Genomic DNA, 18,107 nt, shown 5'->3' with positions numbered 1-18,107 from the left:
CCTTCCGCTGGCCGCGGTGGTCAGCGGCCTACGAAGCGCAGTCCGCTGGTCTCGCCCTCGCCGACCGTTTCGGGATCGGTCGTCAGTGCGTTCTCGAAGCCACCGCCGCTGCCGTTGTAGAGCAGGTAGACGGGCTTTTCGTTGCGCAGCAGGTCGATGCAGTTCTGGAAGTCGTCCAGGTGGTAGTGCAGCTGCGGTTGCGTGCCATTGAGGCCATCGGCGGGCAGGGCCGCGCCGTTCGCATGGAACACCAGCTGGCCGATGTAGCCGCCGCCGGCCATCAGACCGATGCGCCGGCGGAATGTGTTGGCGGAATAGATGACGTGGTACTTCTCGATCTGCGTCGTGGGCATCGTGCCTGTCCTCTGCGTGCATCCCCTGCATGATCGACAACGCAGGGGATGCCGCGATCAGGTCACCCGCTTCAGTCCCGCAATTCCGCCACGTAGCAACGCGTCTGCATCTGCTCCAGCACGGCCTGCGTGGCCACCTGCGTGGACACGCCGCGACCGCCGGTCGCCAGGTCGTTGGTGAACACCTGCGCGTTGAGCGCGCCGTCGACGGCGCGTTCGATGCAGTCGGCTTCCTCGTGCAGTCCCAGCGAGTGGCGCAGCAGCAGCGCGCAGCTCAGGATGGTCGCGTAGGGATTGGCGACGCCCTTGCCGGCGATGTCCGGCGCCGACCCGTGGATCGGTTCGTACAGGCCGACCTTGCCGTCGCCCAGCGACGCCGACGGCAGCAGGCCGAGCGAGCCGGCCAGCATCGACGCCTCGTCGGTCAGGATGTCGCCGAACATGTTCTCTGTGACGATGACGTCGTACTCGCGCGGCTTGGACAGCAGGTGCATCGCCATCGAGTCGACCAGTTGGTGTTCCAGTGCCACGTCGGGGAACTCCTCGCGCCCGATGCGGGTGGCGACATCGCGCCACAGGCGCGACGTTTCCAGCACGTTGGCCTTGTCCACCGACACCAGCTGGCTGCGGCGCTGGCGCGCCAGCCTGAACGCGCTGCGCACCACGCGTTCGATCTCGGTGACGCTGTAGCTGCACAGGTCGCTGGCGCCGCGCGCGTCGCGCGTCTTCTCGCCGAAGTAGATGCCGCCGGTCAGTTCGCGCACGACCACGATGTCCACGCCGGTCAGCAGGTGCGGCTTGATCGGCGAGGCATTGAGCGCGGCGGGATGCGGGCGCACCGGACGCAGGTTGGCGAACAGGCCCAGCCCCTTGCGCAGCGCGAGCAGGCCCTGCTCGGGACGGACCTTGGCGTTCGGATCCGACCACTTCGGTCCGCCCACGGCGCCCAGCAGCACCGCATTCGCCTGCTGGCAACCCTGCAGCGTCGCCTGCGGCAGCGGTTCGCCGTGCCGGTCGATGGCGATGCCACCGATGTCGTACTCGTGGAAATCGAACGTATGGCCGTGGCGACGGGCCAGGGCGCGCAGCACGGTGACGGCGGCGGCGGTGACTTCAGGACCGATGCCGTCCCCGGGCAGGAGGGCGATGTCAGCGTGCATGGCGGGTGGCCTCGTAGCGTTCGATGTCGGGTTGGCGGGCCAGCAGGTAGCCCAGTTCGTCGACGCCCTGCAGCAGGCAGGTCTGCGCGAAGGCGTCCAGCGGGAAGGAGAAGACGGCACCGGCAGGCGTGCGGAGTTCCTTGGCGGCCACATCGACGACCAGTTCGTCGTCCGGCCGCTGCATCAGCGCCTGCACCGTCTCCTCAGGAAGCACGACGGGCACCAGCCCGTTCTTCAGGCTGTTGTTGCGGAAGATGTCGGCGATCTCGCTGCTGACGATGGCGCGCAGGCCGAGGTCGGTCAACGCCCATGGCGCGTGTTCGCGCGAGGAGCCGCAGCCGAAGTTGCGGCCGGCCAGCAGGATCTTGCGGCCGGCGTTCTGCGGCTGGTTGAACGGGAATGCCGGGTTCGGCGCGCCGTCGGCCTGCCAGCGCCAGTCGTTGAACGCGTTCTTGCCCAGGCCGGCGCGTTCGGTCGTCGACAGGAAACGCGCGGGGATGATCTGGTCGGTGTCGATGTTGGTCTGCGCCAGCACCACGCTCTGCGAGCGCACTTCGCTGAACCCGGCCATCACGCCACCGCCTTCTGATCGTCGAACAGGTCACGCGGATCGCTGACGCGCCCGTTCACCGCCGCCCAGGCCGCCGTGAGCGGCGAGGCCAGCAGCGTGCGGGCGCCGGGCCCCTGGCGACCTTCGAAGTTGCGGTTGCTGGTGCTGACGGCCAACTGGCCCGGTGCCACCAGGTCGCCGTTCATCGCGATGCACATCGAGCAGCCCGGCTCGCGCCACTCGGCTCCCGCGTCGCGCACGACCTGGTCGATGCCTTCGGCCTCGGCTTCGCGCTTGACGATTTCCGAGCCCGGCACGACCAGCATGCGCACGCCGGCGGCGACCTTGCGGCCGCGCAGCACCTGCGCCACTTCGCGCATGTCGCGCAGCCGTCCGTTGGTGCAGGAACCGACGAACACCACATCCACCGGCGTGCCCACCAGCGCATGGCCCGCACTCAGGTGCATGTAGTCCAGGCCCTTCCGGGCGGCGGCATCGGCCGGCGCGGGAATGGGCGCGTCCACCGCGATCGCCGTGCCCGGGTGCGTGCCCCAGGTCAGGGTGGGGCGGATGTCGGCGGCGTCGATACGCACCCCGGCGTCGAACGTCGCGCCGTCGTCGCTGCGCAGGGTCTTCCAGTAGGCGACGGCGGCCTCGAAGGCTTCGCCCTTCGGTCCGCGCGGCGTGTTGGCGACCCAGTCGAACGTGGTCCGGTCAGGTGCGACCATGCCGGCGCGCGCGCCGGCTTCGATCGACATGTTGCACAGGGTCATGCGTTGTTCCATGTCCAGCGCCTCGATGGCGCTGCCGCGGAACTCGATGACATGGCCGGTGCCGCCGTTCACGCCGATCACGCCGATCACGTGCAGCACGATGTCCTTCGCGCCGACGCCCGGCGCCACCGCACCGTCGACGGTGATCGCCATGGTCTTCGGCTTGCGCTGCAGCAGGCATTGCGTGGCCAGCACGTGGCCGACCTCGCTGGTGCCGATGCCGAAGGCCAGCGAGCCGAACGCGCCGTGCGTGCTGGTGTGGCTGTCGCCGCAGACGATGGTCATGCCGGGCAGGGTGAAGCCCTGTTCCGGCGCGATGACGTGGACGATGCCGCGGTTCGGCGAGGCCATGTCGAACAGTTCGATGCCGTACTCGGCGCAATTGCGCGCCAGCGTCTCGACCTGCGTTTCCGCGGCGGGCGTGTAGTACGGCAGCTTGCCGTCCGGCCCCGCGGGCAGCGTCGGTGTGGAGTGGTCCATGGTCGCCTTGGTGCGGTCCGGCCGGCGCGGCGACAGGCCGCGCGCCTTCAGCTCGGAAAACGCCTGCGGCGAGGTGACCTCGTGGATCAGGTGCAGGTCGATGTACAGCACGGCGGGAGCGGCGTCGGTCTCGGGGACGACGACGTGGGCGTCCCAGAGTTTGTCGAACAGGGTGCGGGGCGCGGTCATGCGGAATCCGGTGCTACGTGGGGAAAAGGGAGGAACCCGTGGAGAGGAGTGAGAAGCGAGCAAAGGTCGAGGGTTCTACTCACTCCTCACTCCTTTCCACTCACTGCCGCGCTTCAAGCCGCAGCCGCTTCCTGTTGTTCGGCGCGGCGCTGGCGCAGCAGCCGGTTGGCGACGTCCAGCCATGCGAGCGCGCTGGCCTCGATGATGTCCTTGCTGGTGCCCGTGCCTTCGTACTCCTCGCCATCGCAGCGCACGGACAGGCTGGCTTCGCCGCGCGCATCGGCGCCGATGCCGACGCTGTGCACCTGGTAGCTTTCCAGTTGCAGCTGCACGCCCGTGGCCGCGGCGAGCGCGCTGAACAGCGCGTCGACCGGACCATTGCCCTGCGCGGTTTCGGAAATGCGGTTGCCGTCCGGATCGGACAACTCGACCAGCGCGTTGGCGCGGCTGCCGACATCGCTGATCGTCATCGACGACAGCCGGTAGCCGTCGCTGACCGCCGCGTCCTGCATCAGCGCCTGCAGGTCGGCGTCTCCGACCACGCGCTGCTTTTCGCACAGCGCCTTGAACTGCTCGAACACCAGTTTCAATTCGTCCTCTTCCAGCCAGTAGCCCAGCGCACGCAGGCGCTGCTCGACGGCGGCGCGACCACTGTGGCGGCCCAGCACCATCTGCGACGACGGCCAGCCCACGTCCTGCGGCTGCATGATCTCGTAGGTGCCGCGGTGGCGCAGCATGCCGTGCTGGTGGATGCCGGATTCGTGGGCGAAGGCATTGGCGCCGACGATGGCCTTGTTGCGCTGGACCGGCATGCCGACCAGGCGCGAGAGCAGCTGCGAGGTCGGCACGATGCGTTGCGTGTCGACGCGCGTGTCCAGGTTGTAGAAGGCGTTACGTACCTTCAGCGCCATCACCAGCTCCTCGATGGCGCAGTTGCCGGCGCGCTCGCCGATGCCGTTGATCGAGCCTTCCACCTGCCGTGCGCCGCCTTCGATGGCGGCCAGCGAATTGGCCACGGCCAGTCCCAGGTCGTTGTGGCAGTGCGCGCTGAACACGACCCTGTCGGCGCCGGGCACGTGCGCGATCGCGCGTTCGAACATGCCGCGGATCTCCTCCGGCGTGGTGAAGCCGACGGTATCCGGCAGGTTGATGGTGGTGGCGCCGGCGGCGATGGCCGCCGCGATCGCCTCATGCAGGAAGTCTTCTTCGGTGCGGGTTGCGTCCTCGGCCGAGAATTCGATCTCGTCGACATGGCCGCGCGCCAGGCGTACGTGAGTGTCGATCGACTGCAGGACCTGCTCGCGGCTCATGCGCAGCTTGTGTTCGCGGTGCAGGGGGCTGGTGGACAGGAACAGGTGCAGGCGTGGCTTCGCGGCGGACGACAGCGTGCGCAGCGAGGTCTCGATGTCGCCGGGCAGGCAGCGCGACAGCACGGCCAGTGTCGTGTCGCGCAGCTCGCGCGCGATCAGCGCCTGCGCCTCGCGGTCGGACTGCGAACTGGCCGGAAAGCCGGTCTCGATGATGTCCACGCCCAGGTCGGCGAGGCCGCGGGCCATCACCAGTTTCTGCTGCGGCGTCATGCTGCAGCCGGGGGACTGTTCGCCATCGCGCAGCGTGGTGTCGAAAATTCGGATCTGCGCGGGGTTGGGAATGGTCGTATTCACCAGATGGATTCCTCGTGTACTTCTGCTTCCGGGGCGGCGACCGCGATACGGCGCGCGCCGGTCTTGATGGGGGATTTCGGGGAGGCCGCGCGCGTACTGCCGCGGCCGGTGGCAAGCGCAGGCTCGCCCTCGGCGGCGCGCCTGCGCGGCTTGCGCGGCGGCCGGGGGCGCACGTCGGACAGCAGCTGCGCCAGGACGGTGGCGTCAATGTTACCGCCTGACACCACCGCGCACTTGCGCTTGCCCGCCACGCGGCGACCGGCGGCCAGTGCCAGCGCGCCGGCGCCTTCGGCGATCAGGTTCTCTTCCAGCGCCAGCCGCACCAGCGTTTCGCGCAGTTCGGCCTCGCGCACGGTGACGACATCGTCCAGCAGCTGCGTGCACAGGCGGCGGGTGATGAAGCCCGGCACCTTGACGCGCACGCCATCGGCCAGCGAAGCGACCGGGTCCGTCGGCGTGGTGTCGCCCTTCATCGCGCGGATCATCGAGTCCACGCCCTCGACCTGCGCGCCGACCACGCGCACGCCCTGCGACTTCAGCGCCAGCGCGACGCCCGACGCCAGGCCGCCGCCTCCGATCGGCACGATCACCACGTCCGGCGCATGCGGGGCGATCTCGATGCCGACCGTGCCCTGGCCGGCGATCACGTCCGGATCGTCGAAGGCGGACAGGAAGCGGTAGCCGTTCTGTTCGGCCAGTTCCTTCGCGAAGGCGAACGCCTCGTCGTAACTGTTGCCGTGCTGCCGCACGGTGGCGCCCCAGTGGGCGACACCGGCGATCTTGGTTTCCGGCGCGCCGTGGGGCATGACGGTGATGGCCTGCACGCCCAGGCGGTACGCGGCCCAGGCCAGGCCCTGCGCATGGTTGCCCGCGGAGGCGGCGATGACCGGGCGGTGGTCGCCGCGCTCGCGCGCGGCCAGCAGGGCATTCAGCGCGCCACGGACCTTGTACGACCCGGTGCGCTGCAGGTTCTCCAGCTTCAACATCACGCCGAAGCGTTCGGCGTGGTGCATCGGCGTCGGCGGCAGGTAACGGCGCAGGCGCGCCTGCGCCGCCAGCACGTCGGCCACGGTGACGACGACGTCGCCTACGTCGGGCTCGTTGCTGGCGGTGGCGCGGCCGGCATCAGGCATCGCGGCACGCGAACGGCTGATGTCGAAGAAGACGCCTCCGGACCGCAACTGCCGTGTTGGCGGGTGCGGTGTTCATGCGGCGCGGTCCTGGCGGCGGTGGTCGCGGCTCAGTTCCTGCACGGCACTGAAGGACAACTCCTCCACGTCGTAGATCTTCAGCAACTGCTGCCGCAGGGTCTCGGGTGCGCGGGTACTGTCGATCACCAGCGCCAGCGCCCAATAGCCTTCGCTGTCATGGGTGGCGTGCACCGCATGGGGCGGAAAGCCGCGGCGCTCGATCATGCCCAGCACGCGCACCAGTGCCCCCTCGGCGGGTTTGAGCTTCAGTTCAAGCCGGTAACGCATTCTTGTTCTCCGGGCCGTCCGCCATGACGGCAGGCTCGGCGGCCTGTTTTGCGGGATTGGCGTCCAGCATCGAGCTGTTGGCGTGGTTCGGCGGCACCAGCGGCCAGACGTTGGCCTTGATGTCGATGGTCACGTGCAGCAGCGCCGGACCCGGCGCGGCCAGCAGTTCGGCCAGGGCGCCTTCGACTTCGTCGCGCTGGCTGATGTGCCGGGCGGGAATGCCGAAGACGCGCGCCAGCGCGGCGAAGTCCGGATTGTCGGACAGGTCGATCTCGCTGTAGCGCTCGGCGAAGAACAGTTCCTGCCACTGCCGCACCATGCCCAGCGCGCTGTTGTCGATCAGGACGATCTTCACCGGCAGCTTGCAGCGGGCGATGGTCGCCAGTTCCTGCACGTTCATCATGAAGCCGCCGTCGCCGTTGACCAGGATGACGGTGCGGTCGGGACAAGCGAACTGCGCACCCATCGCCGCCGGCAGGCCGAAGCCCATCGTGCCCAGCGCGCCGCTGGTCAGGTGGTTGCGCGGATGGGTGAACTTGCAGTGCTGCGCCACCCACATCTGGTGCTGGCCGACATCGCACGCGACGATCGCATCGGCCGGTGCCACTTCGCTCAGCCGCTTCAGCAGGCCGGGCGCGTAGATGTCGGTGCCGGGCGCGTCGTAGCGGAAGCCGAAGCGCTCCCGGTTGCCCACGCAGCGCTTGCGCCATTCGTCGCAGGTACTGCGTGCCGCGGTCAGCGCCTTCAGGCTGGCGGCGACGTCGCCGGGCACGGCGATATCGGCGGTGCGCAGCTTGCCGATCTCGTAGGCATCGGCATCCACGTGCAGCACGCGGGCGAACGGGGCGAATTCGGCCAGCTTGCCGGTGGCGCGGTCGTCGAAACGCGCGCCCACCACGATCAGCAGGTCGCACTCCTGCACCGCCATGTTGGCCGCCCGCGTGCCGTGCATGCCCAGCATGCCCAGATAGTGCGGATGGTTTGCCGGCAGCGCACCCAAGCCGCGCAGGGTCAGCACGGTCGGAATCTTCGTGGCATCGACGAACTGGCGGAACGCGTCCGCCGCATCGGCGATGCCGATGCCGCCACCGCCGTAGATCACCGGCTTCTCGGCGCCCGCGATCGCGGCCAGCGCATCGGCCAGCTTCGCCTCCTCCGGTGCCGGCACCGGCTCGACGCTGGCCGGCACGTGGTCGGGCAGGTGCGAGGCATCCGACATCTGCACGTCCTTGGGCAGGTCGATCAGCACCGGACCCGGACGGCCCTCGCGGGCGATGCGGAAGGCATCGCGCACCATCTGCGGCAGGTCGTCCACGCGCCGGGCAACGAAGCTGTGCTTGACGATGGGCAGTGTCAGTCCGAACACGTCCAGTTCCTGGAACGCATCGGTGCCCATCAGCGTGGTGGCGACCTGGCCGGTCAGGCAGACCATGGGCACCGAATCCAGCATCGCATCGGCGATGCCGGTCACCAGGTTCGACGCGCCGGGACCGGAGGTGGCGACGCACACGCCGACCTTGCCGCTGGCGCGGGCATACCCGTTCGCAGCCAGTGCGGCGCCCTGCTCATGCCGCACCAGGATGTGCTTCAGGTTGGAATCCACCAGCGCGTCGTAGAACGGCATGATGGTGCCGCCCGGATAACCGAACAGCGTGTCCACGCCCTCGGCCTCCAGGGCGTGGGCCAGCCAGCGGGCGCCATTGCGTGGGGCAGTGGCCGCGGCGGCGTTCATGCGGCGGCCTGCTCGTCTGTCTTCGCTTGCGGGGCGTTGGCCTGCAGCCACACCATCTTCGCGCGCAGTTCCTTGCCGACCTTCTCGATCGGGTGGTCCTTGTCGGCCTGCTGGAACTTCCTGTAGTTCGGCAGGCCGGCGTCGTACTCGGCCTGCCAGTTGCGGGTGAAGGTGCCGTTCTGGATGTCGGTCAGCACGTCCTTCATGCGCGCCTTGACGCTGGCGTCGATGACGCGCGGCCCGCTGACGAAGTCGCCGTACTGCGCGGTCTCGGAGATGAACTCCAGCATGCGGGTGATGCCGCCTTCGTAGAACAGGTCGACGATCAGCTTCAGTTCGTGCAGCACTTCGTAGTACGCGATCTCCGGCTGGTAGCCGGCTTCCACCAGCGTCTCGAAGCCGGCCTGCACCAGCGACGAGGCGCCGCCGCACAGCACGGCCTGCTCGCCGAACAGGTCGGTCTCGGTCTCTTCCTTGAAGGTGGTCTTGATGATGTTGGCGCGGGCGCCGCCCAGGCCGCCGGCGTAGGCCAGCGCGAACTGCTCGGCCTTGCCGCTCGTGTCCTGGTGCACGGCGTAGATGCAGGGAACGCCGCGGCCGATCTCGTACTCGCGGCGCACCAGCGCGCCGGGGCCCTTCGGCGCGACCAGCACCACGTCCAGGTCGGCGCGCGGCTCGATCATGCCGAAGTGGACGTTGAGGCCGTGCGCGAACAGCAGCACGGCGCCCTGCTTCATGTTGGGCGCCAGCACCTCGTTGTAGAGCTTCTTCTGCACCATGTCCGGGGTCAGCACGGCGACCAGGTCGGCGTCCTTCACCGCATCGGCCGGTGCCTTGACCACGAAGCCGTCGGCCTCCGCCTTCGCTTCGGTCGGGCCGCCCGGACGCAGGCCGACGGTGACGTCGAAGCCGGAATCGCGGAGGTTCAGGGCATGCGCGCGGCCCTGGCTGCCGTAGCCGACGACGGTGATCTTGGGTTGCGGGAGAGCGTTGGCGGTGGTCATGGAGCGGGATTCCTGAGGGTTGAGGTGAAAGGAAAGGCGCTTAAACAAAAAACCCCGCACTTCTCAGTGCGGGGTTTTGCGAATCTGGCGTTGCTTGCTGCTTACACGCCTGTCCGTCCCGCAGTTGTGGGCGAGGTAATAAGGACGAGTACGAGGAGCGAGGCCGCAGCGGCTGCGGTCGGTTCGGTCATCGTGGGCGTGTGGCGCTGCAACATGCGGCAAGAGAAACATGCCGCTCGCAAGCGTGTCAAGCGCTTCCTGGTACTTTTCGACGACCGGATGATTTCAGTCGATATGGTTGCAACTGAAACCGTGGAAAGCCAGCAGAATCAAGGCTCCCCACGTCGTCGCAGCACCGCTGGTTTTCATGCCCGAATACCGCTCCAAGACCTCCACCCACGGCCGCAACATGGCCGGTGCCCGCGCGCTCTGGCGCGCCACCGGCATGAAGGACGAGGACTTCCACAAGCCCATCATCGCCGTCGCCAACTCGTTCACCCAGTTCGTGCCCGGCCATGTGCACCTCAAGGACCTTGGCCAGCTGGTCGCCCGCGAGATCGAACGCGTCGGCGGCGTGGCGAAAGAGTTCGACACCATCGCCGTCGACGACGGCATCGCGATGGGCCATGACGGCATGCTGTACTCGCTGCCGTCGCGCGAGATCATCGCCGACTCGGTCGAGTACATGGTCAACGCGCACTGCGCCGATGCGCTGGTGTGCATCTCCAACTGCGACAAGATCACGCCCGGCATGCTGATGGCCGCCATGCGGCTGAACATCCCGACGGTGTTCGTGTCGGGCGGGCCGATGGAGGCCGGCAAGACCAGGTTGGCCGACCACAAGCTGGACCTGATCGACGCGATGGTGGTGGCGGCCGATCCGAACGCGTCCGACGAGCAGGTCGCCGCGGTCGAGCGCAGCGCGTGCCCGACCTGTGGCTCGTGCAGCGGCATGTTTACGGCCAACTCGATGAACTGCCTGACCGAGGCGCTGGGCCTGTCGCTGCCGGGCAACGGCACGGTGGTCGCCACGCATGCCGACCGCGAACAGCTGTTCAAGCGCGCCGGCGTGGTGGCGGTGGAACTGTGCCATCGCTGGTACGGCGGTGAGGATGCCACGGCGCTGCCGCGCGGCATCGCCACGTTCGAGGCGTTCGAGAATGCGATGACGCTGGACATCGCGATGGGCGGCTCCACCAATACCATCCTGCATCTGCTCGCCGCGGCGCAGGAAGGCGAGGTGCCGTTCGACATGCGCGACATCGACCGCCTGTCGCGGCGCGTGCCGCAGCTGTGCAAGGTCGCGCCGAACACGCAGAAGTACCACATCGAGGACGTGCACCGTGCCGGTGGCATCATGGCGATCCTCGGTGAACTGGCGCGCGGCGGCCTGCTGCATACCGGCGTGTCCACCGTGCACGCGAAGACACTGGGCGATGCGATCGCGAAGTGGGACGTCGCCACCGTCGACGACGAGGCGGTGCATACGTTCTACAAGGCCGGACCCGCCGGCATCCCGACCCAGGTCGCCTTCAGCCAGGCCACGCGCTGGCCTTCGCTGGACACCGACCGTGCCGAGGGCTGCATCCGCAGTGTCGAACATGCGTTCTCGCAGGAAGGCGGCCTGGCGGTGCTGTACGGCAACATCGCGGTCGACGGTTGCGTGGTGAAGACGGCCGGCGTCGACGAGTCGATCCATGTGTTCGAAGGCAGCGCCCGCGTCTATGAGAGCCAGGATGCGGCAGTGGCCGGCATTCTCGGTGATGACGTGAAGGCCGGCGACGTGGTCGTCATCCGCTACGAAGGTCCGAAGGGCGGGCCGGGTATGCAGGAGATGCTGTACCCCACCAGCTACCTGAAGTCGAAAGGCTTGGGCAAGCAGTGTGCACTGCTGACCGATGGCCGTTTCTCGGGCGGCACGTCGGGCCTGTCCATCGGCCATGCGTCGCCGGAAGCGGCGGCGGGCGGTGCGATCGGGCTGGTGCAGGACGGCGATCGCATCCGCATCGACATCCCGCAGCGGTCCATCAGCCTGCTGGTCTCCGACGGGGAACTGGCAGCGCGTCGTGCCGCGCAGGAGGCGACGGGTTGGAAGCCCGCGCAGCCGCGCACGCGCAAGGTCAGCACGGCATTGAAGGCGTACGCCCTGTTGGCCACCAGCGCGGACAAGGGCGCGGTGCGTGACAAGGCCCTGCTGGATGCCGTCTGATACGCGGATGCACGTCCGGTCCGGTCTTGCCCTGCTGCTCGCACTCGCCATCCTTCCCGCGTTCGCGAAGGACGTGCGCGCGCCGTGGGTGATCGCCACCTATGTATATCCCGAGCGCGACCGCGTCGCGGCGATCCAGCCGCTGGCCGACTACCTGGCGAAACGCGGCCGCCATCCGGTGCAGGTCAAGCTGCTGCCTTCGCCGACCGCGCTGGTGCAGGCCATGCGCGAAGGGCGGGTCGATGTGGCCGTGCCCAACCTCCACGGTTACCTGCAGGCACGCCGCGATCTCCCGCAAGTGACCACGCTGCCGGTGCCGCAGGTGCCTGCGCTGCAGGCGGATCGCTACCGGGCGGTGCTGGTGGCGCGGGATGTCGCATCGTTGGCCGAACTGAAAGCGAAGGCAGGCCGGTCGAAGCTGGCGCTGGTCGGCCGCGATTCCGCGTCGGGCGGTTTCGTGCCGGCGCAGTACCTGCGCAGCCAGGGACTGGAACCCGCGAAGGCGTTCGCGTCGGTCATCCATGCGGGCTCGCACGCCGCGGCCTTGCAGGCCGTCGTCGACGGTCGCGCCGACGTCGCGGCGCTGGCGGGTGATGTATATGACGCGTCGCGTCCCGACGACGTCCATGAACTGTGGCGCTCCGATCCGATCCCGCCGGGCCCGCTACTGTGCCGTGCGACGACCGAGGTGCCGTGCCAGGCCATCGCCGCCTGGCTGCTAGAAGCGCATCGGGAAGATGCGGCCGTGATGGCCGCACTGCGCGCCGGCTGGCCCGAGTTCGGCGACGCCACCGTCTTCGTTCCTGCCGATGCCGCACGGCTGTCCGAGACGGCACTGCCGCAGGACTGAGCACAGTCCCTGCCTGAACAGGGCACTCAATTCACTGCGTCCCCGGCCGTTACCGATAGACGGAGGAGGGCACATGGCAGCGATCGACGACAGGCCGGCGGACAGCGCGGCGAAAGGGGATGTCCTGCCGGACGCGCCCGTGGGGCTGGTGCGGCTGGATGCATCCGCGCGCGTCGTCGCGGCCAACCGTGCTGCATGGGACCTGCTGGCGTTGTCGCCCGAGGCGCTGCTGGGCCAGCCGTGCGACCGCTTGTGGGGCCTGCCTGCCACCGTGCTGAACGACGAAGAAGGCAGCTGGTGCGCGCCCGGCAACGATCCTGCCCGCCGCATCCGCTACCAGGCCGACCGCGATGGCGAAGGCTGGCTGCTGTCGCTGCCGCATCCGGAAACCGCCGCGTTGCTGCGCGACGCGGCCCGGCTGGCGCATGGCGAGATTCCCGCCGCCGTCACCCCGGCGCTGCGCGACCTTGCGCAACGCCTGACCGATGCCACGACAGAGCGAGCGTTGCTCGAGCGCATCGGCAGCCTGTTGGGTGGTTGCGACCTGGAGCTTGCGTTGCCCGATGCGCAGGCGGCGCATCCGCTGTCGCGACAGATCGCCGCCGGCTTCGGCAATCTGGCCGAGGCGATCCGCCAGGCCGTCGCGCTGTCGGTGCAGGTGGCGGCGGAAGTGCCGCACCTGGTCGGCGACAACGACGAGCTGCTCACCCAGTCGCAGGCGCAGGTGACCGCGCTCGACACCGTGCTCGAGACCACCCGTCGATTGCTGCAGGGGCTGAAAGGCGCGGGCGAGGAACTCCAGGCCGTCATCAGCGTGGCCGCCAGTGCCGACGCGAGTGCGCGCCAAGGTGTCGCCGCCGCGCAGCAACTGGGTGAGGCGATGCGCGAAGTCGAACGCCGTTCCGCGCGTGCCGGCGACGTCATCGAAGTCATCGACGCCGTGGCGTTCCAGACCAACATCCTGTCGATCAACGCCAGCATCGAAGCCGCACGGGCGGGACCGGCCGGACGTGGTTTCGCGGTCGTCGCCACCGAGATCCGCCGCCTCGCCGAACAGGCGGCGACGGCGGCGCGCGACGTGCGCGTCATCCTGGACGAAAGCGGTCGTGCGCTGACCGAAAGCGCGGCCTCGGCCGAGGCCACCGGGCAAGTGCTGGTCGGCATCGGCGACCTGTTGGCGCGGGCCAGCCAGGCCATGGAGTCGGTGGTCGAGCGCGTCTCTGCGCAGGACCAGGAAGTCATCGCGATCGATGCCGCCGTCGATCGCGTGGCCGCGCTCAGTCGCAGCAATCTGGAACACGCCGACCAGGTGGCTGCGCGCGGGACGGCGCTGGCGCAGGGCACGGACACGCTGCGGGACTGCGTCGGCCTGTTCAGGCTTCCGGCCGATCCGCTCGGGCATCGCCGGCACGCACGCGTCCGCGACCTGGCGCAGGCCGCATCGCAACGCATCGGTGATGCGCTGGCGCAGGCGCTTCAGCAGGGACGCATCGACGAGGTCGCGCTGTTCTCCCGTGAATACACCCCCGTGCCCGGCATCGAGCCGGCCAAGTTCACCACCCCGTTCGACGCGCTCTGCGACGAACTGCTGCCGCGCTTGCAGGAGCCGGTGGCCACGCGCCATCCGTGGATCGTGTTCGCCATCTGCGCCAATCCCGACGGTTACGTGCCCACGCATAACCTGCGGTTCACCCAGCCGATCACCGGCGACCGTGCGAAGGACCTGGTCGGCAACCGCACCAAACGCCTGTTCGCCGACCGCGTGGGCCGCAGCGTCGGCGCGCATACCGACCCGTACCGCCTGCAGGTCTACCGGCGCGACACCGGGCAGATCATGTTCGACCTGTCGGTACCGGTGTTCGTCGGCGACCGCCACTGGGGCGGGTTCCGCGTCGGCTATACGCTGGAGTGACCTTGCCGGCCCGGTGTTTGTGGTCTAATTCGCCCCGAAGCGGGGGTATCGCCGGCCGTGCCGGCGATTGAGACAGACCCTTCGAACCTGATCCGGTTGAGACCGGCGTAGGGAAGCTTCGCAGGATGCGCCGTGTTGCCGTGCCGCCCATCGGGCCCGCAATCCGTCCGCCGCCGCGCCGCCGCTTCGTCCGTGATGCGATCCCTCGCGTCCCGTGATGCGAATCCCTCGCAAGAGCCCGCACATCCACGTGCGGGGATCCAAAAAGGACGAAGCCGATGAATGCCATTCCCAAGCCCGCCGCCGACCTGTTGCAGCAGACCGGGCAACTTTCCGAATCCGTCACGCGCCCCATTCCGGGTTCGCGCAAGATCTTCGTGCAGGGATCGCGTCACGACCTGCAGGTGCCGATGCGCGAGATCGCGCTGACCCAGACGCCGACCATCTTCGGCGGCGAGGACAATCCGCCGGTCACCGTCTACGATACCTCGGGTCCGTATACCGATCCGGCCGCGACCATCGACCTGGCCGCCGGCCTGCCCGCGCTGCGTGCGAAGTGGATCGAGGAGCGTGGCGATACCGAACGGTTGCCGGCGCTCAGCTCCGAATTCGGCCGCTCGCGCGAGACCAACGCGAAGTTGGACAGCGTGCGCTTCCCGGGCCGTATCCTGCCGCGCCGCGCCAGGGCGGGCGCCAACGTCAGCCAGATGCACTACGCCCGACGCGGCATCGTCACGCCGGAGATGGAGTATGTCGCCATCCGCGAGAACCAGCGGCTGGAGGCCGTACGCGATGCGATGCTGCTGAAGCAGCATCCCGGCGAAGCGTTCGGCGCCAGCATCCAGACCTCCATCACGCCGGAATTCGTGCGCGACGAGATCGCGCGCGGCCGTGCCATCCTGCCCAACAACATCAACCATCCCGAAAGCGAGCCGATGATCATCGGCCGCAACTTCCTGACCAAGATCAACGCCAACATCGGCAACAGCGCGGTGTCGTCGGGCATCGCCGAGGAAGTCGAGAAGCTGGTGTGGTCGATCCGCTGGGGTGGCGACACCGTGATGGACCTGTCCACCGGCAAGCACATCCACGAGACGCGCGAGTGGATCATCCGCAACTCGCCGGTGCCGATCGGCACGGTGCCGATCTACCAGGCGCTGGAGAAGGTCGACGGTCGCGCCGAAGCGCTGACCTGGGAGATCTTCCGCGACACGCTGATCGAACAGGCCGAACAGGGCGTGGACTACTTCACCATCCACGCCGGCGTGCTGCTGCGCCACGTGCCGCTGACGGCCAAGCGCGTGACCGGCATCGTCTCGCGCGGCGGTTCGATCATGGCCAAGTGGTGCCTGGCGCACCACAAGGAGAACTTCCTCTACACGCATTTCGAGGACATCTGCGAGATCATGAAGGCGTACGACGTGGCCTTCTCGCTGGGCGACGGCCTGCGTCCCGGCTGTATCGCCGATGCCAACGACGCCGCGCAGTTCGGCGAGCTGGAAGCGCTGGGCGAGTTGACCAAGATCGCGTGGAAGCACGATGTGCAGTGCATGATCGAAGGGCCCGGCCACGTGCCGATGCAGCTGATCAAGGAGAACATGGACAAGCAGCTGCGCGAGTGCGGCGAGGCGCCGTTCTACACGCTCGGCCCGCTGACCACCGACATCGCGCCGGGTTACGACCACATCACCAGCGCGATCGGCGCGGCGATGATCGGCTGGTACGGCACGGCGATGCTCTGCTACGTCACGCCGAAGGAACACCTGGGTCTGCCCAACCGCCAGGACGTGCGCGACGGCATCATGGCCTACAAGATCGCCGCGCATGCGGCCGACCTGGCCAAGGGGCATCCCGGCGCGCAGGTGCGCGACAACGCGCTGAGCAAGGCGCGCTTCGAATTCCGCTGGGAAGACCAGTTCCATCTGGGCCTGGATCCGGAGAAGGCCAAGGAGTTCCACGACGAGACGCTGCCGAAGGACGCGCATAAGCTGGCGCACTTCTGCTCGATGTGCGGCCCGCATTTCTGTTCGATGAAGATCACCCAGGACGTGCGCGACTACGCGGCCGAGCACGGGGTGGAGGAACAGGCGGCGCTCGAGGCGGGCATGGCGGAGAAGTCCGCCGAGTTCCTGGCCCAGGGCGCCCAGGTGTATCGTCAGGGCTGACCCGGCCGTACCGGCTGCATCCGGCCCGGGGTGGAACGCGTAGTGTTCACGGGATGTCCGCCATCATGGCGGCGTCCCCGACAGGAGAACGAGCATGGCCCGATTCGCCCGCAACCCCGGCCGCTGGCTGATGGCCGCCGCCGTCCTTCTACTGGCGGCCTGCGCTACCGGTCCGCGCGTCACCAGCGATGTCGATCCCTCGGCCGACTTCGGCCAGTACCGTACGTTCGCCTTCTATTCGCCGCTGGCGATCGAAGGGCAGGGTTACGCCACGCTGACCAGCGGCCGTACCAAGGATGCCGCACGCAGGCAGATGGAGTCGCGCGGTTACGTGTACGACGAGACCTCGCCGGACCTGTGGGTGAACCTCAACGCCTACATGCAGGAAAAGACCGACGTCGTCACCATTCCCGAAGTCGACTACGACTACTACTACAGTTACCGCGCCCGTCGTTACGTCTCGGTTCCGTACTGGCGCGATCGCACCGACGTCTACCGGTATACCGAAGGCACGTTGAACGTCGACCTGGTCGACGCGAAGCAGAACCGCCTGGTGTGGACCGGCGTGGCGGTCGGCCGCGTCGGACGCACCAAGCCGGAAGAGCGCGGCGCGAAGATCGATGCCGCGGTGGCGGAGATCTTCATGCGGTACCCGTACCGGGCGGGAAGCGGCGCGCCGGGAGGCACGCGATGAAGGGCAGCGGCCCCGTCATCGCCAGGGCCGGCATCGGCTTCGGCACCGCGCTGGCGATCACCATTTCGTGGAGCGCCAACAAGTCGCTGCTGTGGGCGGTGATCCACGGCCTGCTGTCATGGATCTACGTGGTGTATTACGCGCTGGTCTACCACCTCAAGTGAATCCCGCCGCATGAATACCTGGACCCGGTTGCGCTGGATGGTGACGGCGCGGCGGCATCCCTGCGCCTTCCTGCTGGTCGTACAGTTGGCCGGCATCCTGCTGTATCCGGTGATGGAAGACACCCAGGCCGGCCGCGCGCTGTTCGGTGCGTTGGGCATCCTGGTGCTGGCCCTGGCGTTGTGGGTCGTCAACCGCAGTGCCGCTGTGAACTGGATCGCGTGGTCGCTGGCGGTGCCGTCGGTGCTGCTGTCGGTGTCGTCGGTACTCTTCGATCAGCCGTCGCTGGGCATCTACGCGCATCTGCTCGAAAGCGGCCTTTATTTCTATACGGCCGGCAGCCTGATCGCCTACATGCTGCAGGACCACTCGGTCACCAGCGACGAACTGTTCGCCGCCGGCGCCACCTTCACGCTGCTGGCCTGGGCGTTCGCCTTTTCGTTTTCGGTCTGCCAGCAGTGGTATCCGGGGAGTTTCACGGCGGCCGTCGATCCGCAATCGCCGCGCAGCTGGATGGAACTGCTGTTCCTCAGCTTCAGCCTGCTGTCGGGTGTGGGCCTGAGCGATGTGGTGCCGATCCTGCCTCAGGCCCGCGCGCTGGTGATGCTCGAGCAGTTCGCGGGCGTGATGTACATCGCCGTGGTGGTGTCGCGGCTGATCGGACTGACCATCCTCAAGGCGCCCGCGCGCAGGGCGGACTGAGTCCCTCAGGCGGATAAAAAATTCGCGCCT

General features: G+C 68.2%; 16 protein-coding genes and 1 riboswitch. Of the genes, 7 read left to right on the top strand and 9 right to left on the bottom strand.

The features are described from left to right. Nucleotides 1–20 precede the first annotated feature (20 nt). The 9 genes from AC1Q5B_RS01840 to ilvC form a co-directional block, all read right to left on the bottom strand. Nucleotides 21–353 (bottom strand): hypothetical protein, encoded by a 333-nt coding sequence (locus AC1Q5B_RS01840; RefSeq protein WP_492630040.1) that lies wholly within the window; start codon nucleotides 351–353, stop codon nucleotides 21–23. 71 nt (nucleotides 354–424) lie between these two features. Beyond that, the gene (leuB, locus tag AC1Q5B_RS01835) at nucleotides 425–1,513 is read right to left on the bottom strand and encodes a 3-isopropylmalate dehydrogenase (RefSeq protein WP_492630039.1); all 1,089 of its coding nucleotides are present in this window, start codon (nucleotides 1,511–1,513) and stop codon (nucleotides 425–427) included. Beyond that, nucleotides 1,503–2,084, bottom strand: a complete 582-nt coding sequence (gene leuD / locus AC1Q5B_RS01830; protein WP_492630038.1) for a 3-isopropylmalate dehydratase small subunit — start codon at nucleotides 2,082–2,084, stop codon at nucleotides 1,503–1,505. The genes leuB and leuD overlap by 11 nt, the downstream gene beginning before the upstream one ends. Next, nucleotides 2,084–3,505, bottom strand: coding sequence for a 3-isopropylmalate dehydratase large subunit (gene leuC / locus AC1Q5B_RS01825; protein ID WP_492630037.1), 1,422 nt, complete (start codon nucleotides 3,503–3,505; stop codon nucleotides 2,084–2,086). The genes leuD and leuC overlap by 1 nt, the downstream gene beginning before the upstream one ends. A 113-nt stretch (nucleotides 3,506–3,618) precedes the next feature. Next, the gene (locus AC1Q5B_RS01820; RefSeq protein WP_492630036.1) at nucleotides 3,619–5,169 is read right to left on the bottom strand and encodes a 2-isopropylmalate synthase; all 1,551 of its coding nucleotides are present in this window, start codon (nucleotides 5,167–5,169) and stop codon (nucleotides 3,619–3,621) included. Then, on the bottom strand, nucleotides 5,166–6,302 hold the full coding sequence (locus tag AC1Q5B_RS01815) for a threonine dehydratase (protein ID WP_492630035.1): 1,137 nt from the start codon (nucleotides 6,300–6,302) through the stop codon (nucleotides 5,166–5,168). The genes AC1Q5B_RS01820 and AC1Q5B_RS01815 overlap by 4 nt, the downstream gene beginning before the upstream one ends. Nucleotides 6,303–6,374: 72 nt before the next feature. Continuing rightward, entirely contained in the window at nucleotides 6,375–6,647 is a 273-nt protein-coding gene (locus AC1Q5B_RS01810; RefSeq protein ID WP_492630034.1) for an ACT domain-containing protein, read from the bottom strand. Continuing rightward, a complete protein-coding gene (gene ilvG, locus AC1Q5B_RS01805; protein WP_492630033.1) occupies nucleotides 6,631–8,379 on the bottom strand; it encodes an acetolactate synthase 2 catalytic subunit in 1,749 nt (582 codons plus the stop codon). Before ilvG ends, AC1Q5B_RS01810 begins: the two co-directional genes overlap by 17 nt. Then, nucleotides 8,376–9,383 carry a ketol-acid reductoisomerase gene (ilvC, locus tag AC1Q5B_RS01800; RefSeq protein WP_492630032.1) on the bottom strand — a complete coding sequence of 336 codons (1,008 nt, stop codon included), beginning with the start codon at nucleotides 9,381–9,383 and terminating at the stop codon, nucleotides 8,376–8,378. The genes ilvG and ilvC overlap by 4 nt, the downstream gene beginning before the upstream one ends. 367 nt (nucleotides 9,384–9,750) lie before the next feature. Between ilvC and ilvD the strand changes: the two genes are divergently transcribed. The 7 genes from ilvD to AC1Q5B_RS01765 all read left to right on the top strand — a co-directional run bounded on the left by ilvD (nucleotide 9,751) and on the right by AC1Q5B_RS01765 (nucleotide 18,077). Next, nucleotides 9,751–11,592, top strand: a complete 1,842-nt coding sequence (gene ilvD, locus AC1Q5B_RS01795) for a dihydroxy-acid dehydratase (RefSeq protein ID WP_492630031.1) — start codon at nucleotides 9,751–9,753, stop codon at nucleotides 11,590–11,592. Between the two features lie 7 nt (nucleotides 11,593–11,599). Next, nucleotides 11,600–12,442 carry a phosphate/phosphite/phosphonate ABC transporter substrate-binding protein gene (locus AC1Q5B_RS01790; protein WP_492630030.1) on the top strand — a complete coding sequence of 281 codons (843 nt, stop codon included), beginning with the start codon at nucleotides 11,600–11,602 and terminating at the stop codon, nucleotides 12,440–12,442. Between the two features lie 73 nt (nucleotides 12,443–12,515). Beyond that, nucleotides 12,516–14,354 (top strand): methyl-accepting chemotaxis protein, encoded by a 1,839-nt coding sequence (locus tag AC1Q5B_RS01785; protein ID WP_492630029.1) that lies wholly within the window; start codon nucleotides 12,516–12,518, stop codon nucleotides 14,352–14,354. Between the two features lie 31 nt (nucleotides 14,355–14,385). Next, a riboswitch (TPP riboswitch) is annotated at nucleotides 14,386–14,486 on the top strand. A 146-nt stretch (nucleotides 14,487–14,632) separates the two neighbouring features. After that, nucleotides 14,633–16,519, top strand: coding sequence for a phosphomethylpyrimidine synthase ThiC (thiC, locus tag AC1Q5B_RS01780; RefSeq protein WP_492630028.1), 1,887 nt, complete (start codon nucleotides 14,633–14,635; stop codon nucleotides 16,517–16,519). 94 nt (nucleotides 16,520–16,613) lie between these two features. Further along, entirely contained in the window at nucleotides 16,614–17,213 is a 600-nt protein-coding gene (locus AC1Q5B_RS01775; protein ID WP_492630027.1) for a DUF4136 domain-containing protein, read from the top strand. Further along, on the top strand, nucleotides 17,210–17,377 hold the full coding sequence (locus tag AC1Q5B_RS01770) for a hypothetical protein (RefSeq protein WP_492630026.1): 168 nt from the start codon (nucleotides 17,210–17,212) through the stop codon (nucleotides 17,375–17,377). Before AC1Q5B_RS01775 ends, AC1Q5B_RS01770 begins: the two co-directional genes overlap by 4 nt. 10 nt (nucleotides 17,378–17,387) lie before the next feature. Next, nucleotides 17,388–18,077 (top strand): ion channel, encoded by a 690-nt coding sequence (locus AC1Q5B_RS01765; protein WP_492630025.1) that lies wholly within the window; start codon nucleotides 17,388–17,390, stop codon nucleotides 18,075–18,077. The last annotated feature ends 30 nt before the right edge of the window (nucleotides 18,078–18,107 follow it).

This window comes from Pseudoxanthomonas sp. GW835-FHT14C01, assembly GCF_058793715.1.
This window is presented reverse-complemented; position numbering and strand designations above follow the sequence as displayed.

What these genes read in the sequence shown, in the direction of transcription:
- leuB (WP_492630039.1), bottom strand. Translation starts at nt 1,513, where the DNA reads ATGCACGCTGACATCGCCCTCCTGCCCGGGGACGGCATCGGTCCTGAA.
- AC1Q5B_RS01840 (WP_492630040.1), bottom strand. Translation starts at nt 353, where the DNA reads ATGCCCACGACGCAGATCGAGAAGTACCACGTCATCTATTCCGCCAAC.
- ilvC (WP_492630032.1), bottom strand. Translation starts at nt 9,383, where the DNA reads ATGACCACCGCCAACGCTCTCCCGCAACCCAAGATCACCGTCGTCGGC.
- AC1Q5B_RS01790 (WP_492630030.1), top strand. Translation starts at nt 11,600, where the DNA reads ATGCACGTCCGGTCCGGTCTTGCCCTGCTGCTCGCACTCGCCATCCTT.
- AC1Q5B_RS01810 (WP_492630034.1), bottom strand. Translation starts at nt 6,647, where the DNA reads ATGCGTTACCGGCTTGAACTGAAGCTCAAACCCGCCGAGGGGGCACTG.
- ilvG (WP_492630033.1), bottom strand. Translation starts at nt 8,379, where the DNA reads ATGAACGCCGCCGCGGCCACTGCCCCACGCAATGGCGCCCGCTGGCTG.
- leuD (WP_492630038.1), bottom strand. Translation starts at nt 2,084, where the DNA reads ATGGCCGGGTTCAGCGAAGTGCGCTCGCAGAGCGTGGTGCTGGCGCAG.
- leuC (WP_492630037.1), bottom strand. Translation starts at nt 3,505, where the DNA reads ATGACCGCGCCCCGCACCCTGTTCGACAAACTCTGGGACGCCCACGTC.
- AC1Q5B_RS01775 (WP_492630027.1), top strand. Translation starts at nt 16,614, where the DNA reads ATGGCCCGATTCGCCCGCAACCCCGGCCGCTGGCTGATGGCCGCCGCC.
- ilvD (WP_492630031.1), top strand. Translation starts at nt 9,751, where the DNA reads ATGCCCGAATACCGCTCCAAGACCTCCACCCACGGCCGCAACATGGCC.
- AC1Q5B_RS01770 (WP_492630026.1), top strand. Translation starts at nt 17,210, where the DNA reads ATGAAGGGCAGCGGCCCCGTCATCGCCAGGGCCGGCATCGGCTTCGGC.
- AC1Q5B_RS01815 (WP_492630035.1), bottom strand. Translation starts at nt 6,302, where the DNA reads ATGCCTGATGCCGGCCGCGCCACCGCCAGCAACGAGCCCGACGTAGGC.
- AC1Q5B_RS01765 (WP_492630025.1), top strand. Translation starts at nt 17,388, where the DNA reads ATGAATACCTGGACCCGGTTGCGCTGGATGGTGACGGCGCGGCGGCAT.
- thiC (WP_492630028.1), top strand. Translation starts at nt 14,633, where the DNA reads ATGAATGCCATTCCCAAGCCCGCCGCCGACCTGTTGCAGCAGACCGGG.
- AC1Q5B_RS01785 (WP_492630029.1), top strand. Translation starts at nt 12,516, where the DNA reads ATGGCAGCGATCGACGACAGGCCGGCGGACAGCGCGGCGAAAGGGGAT.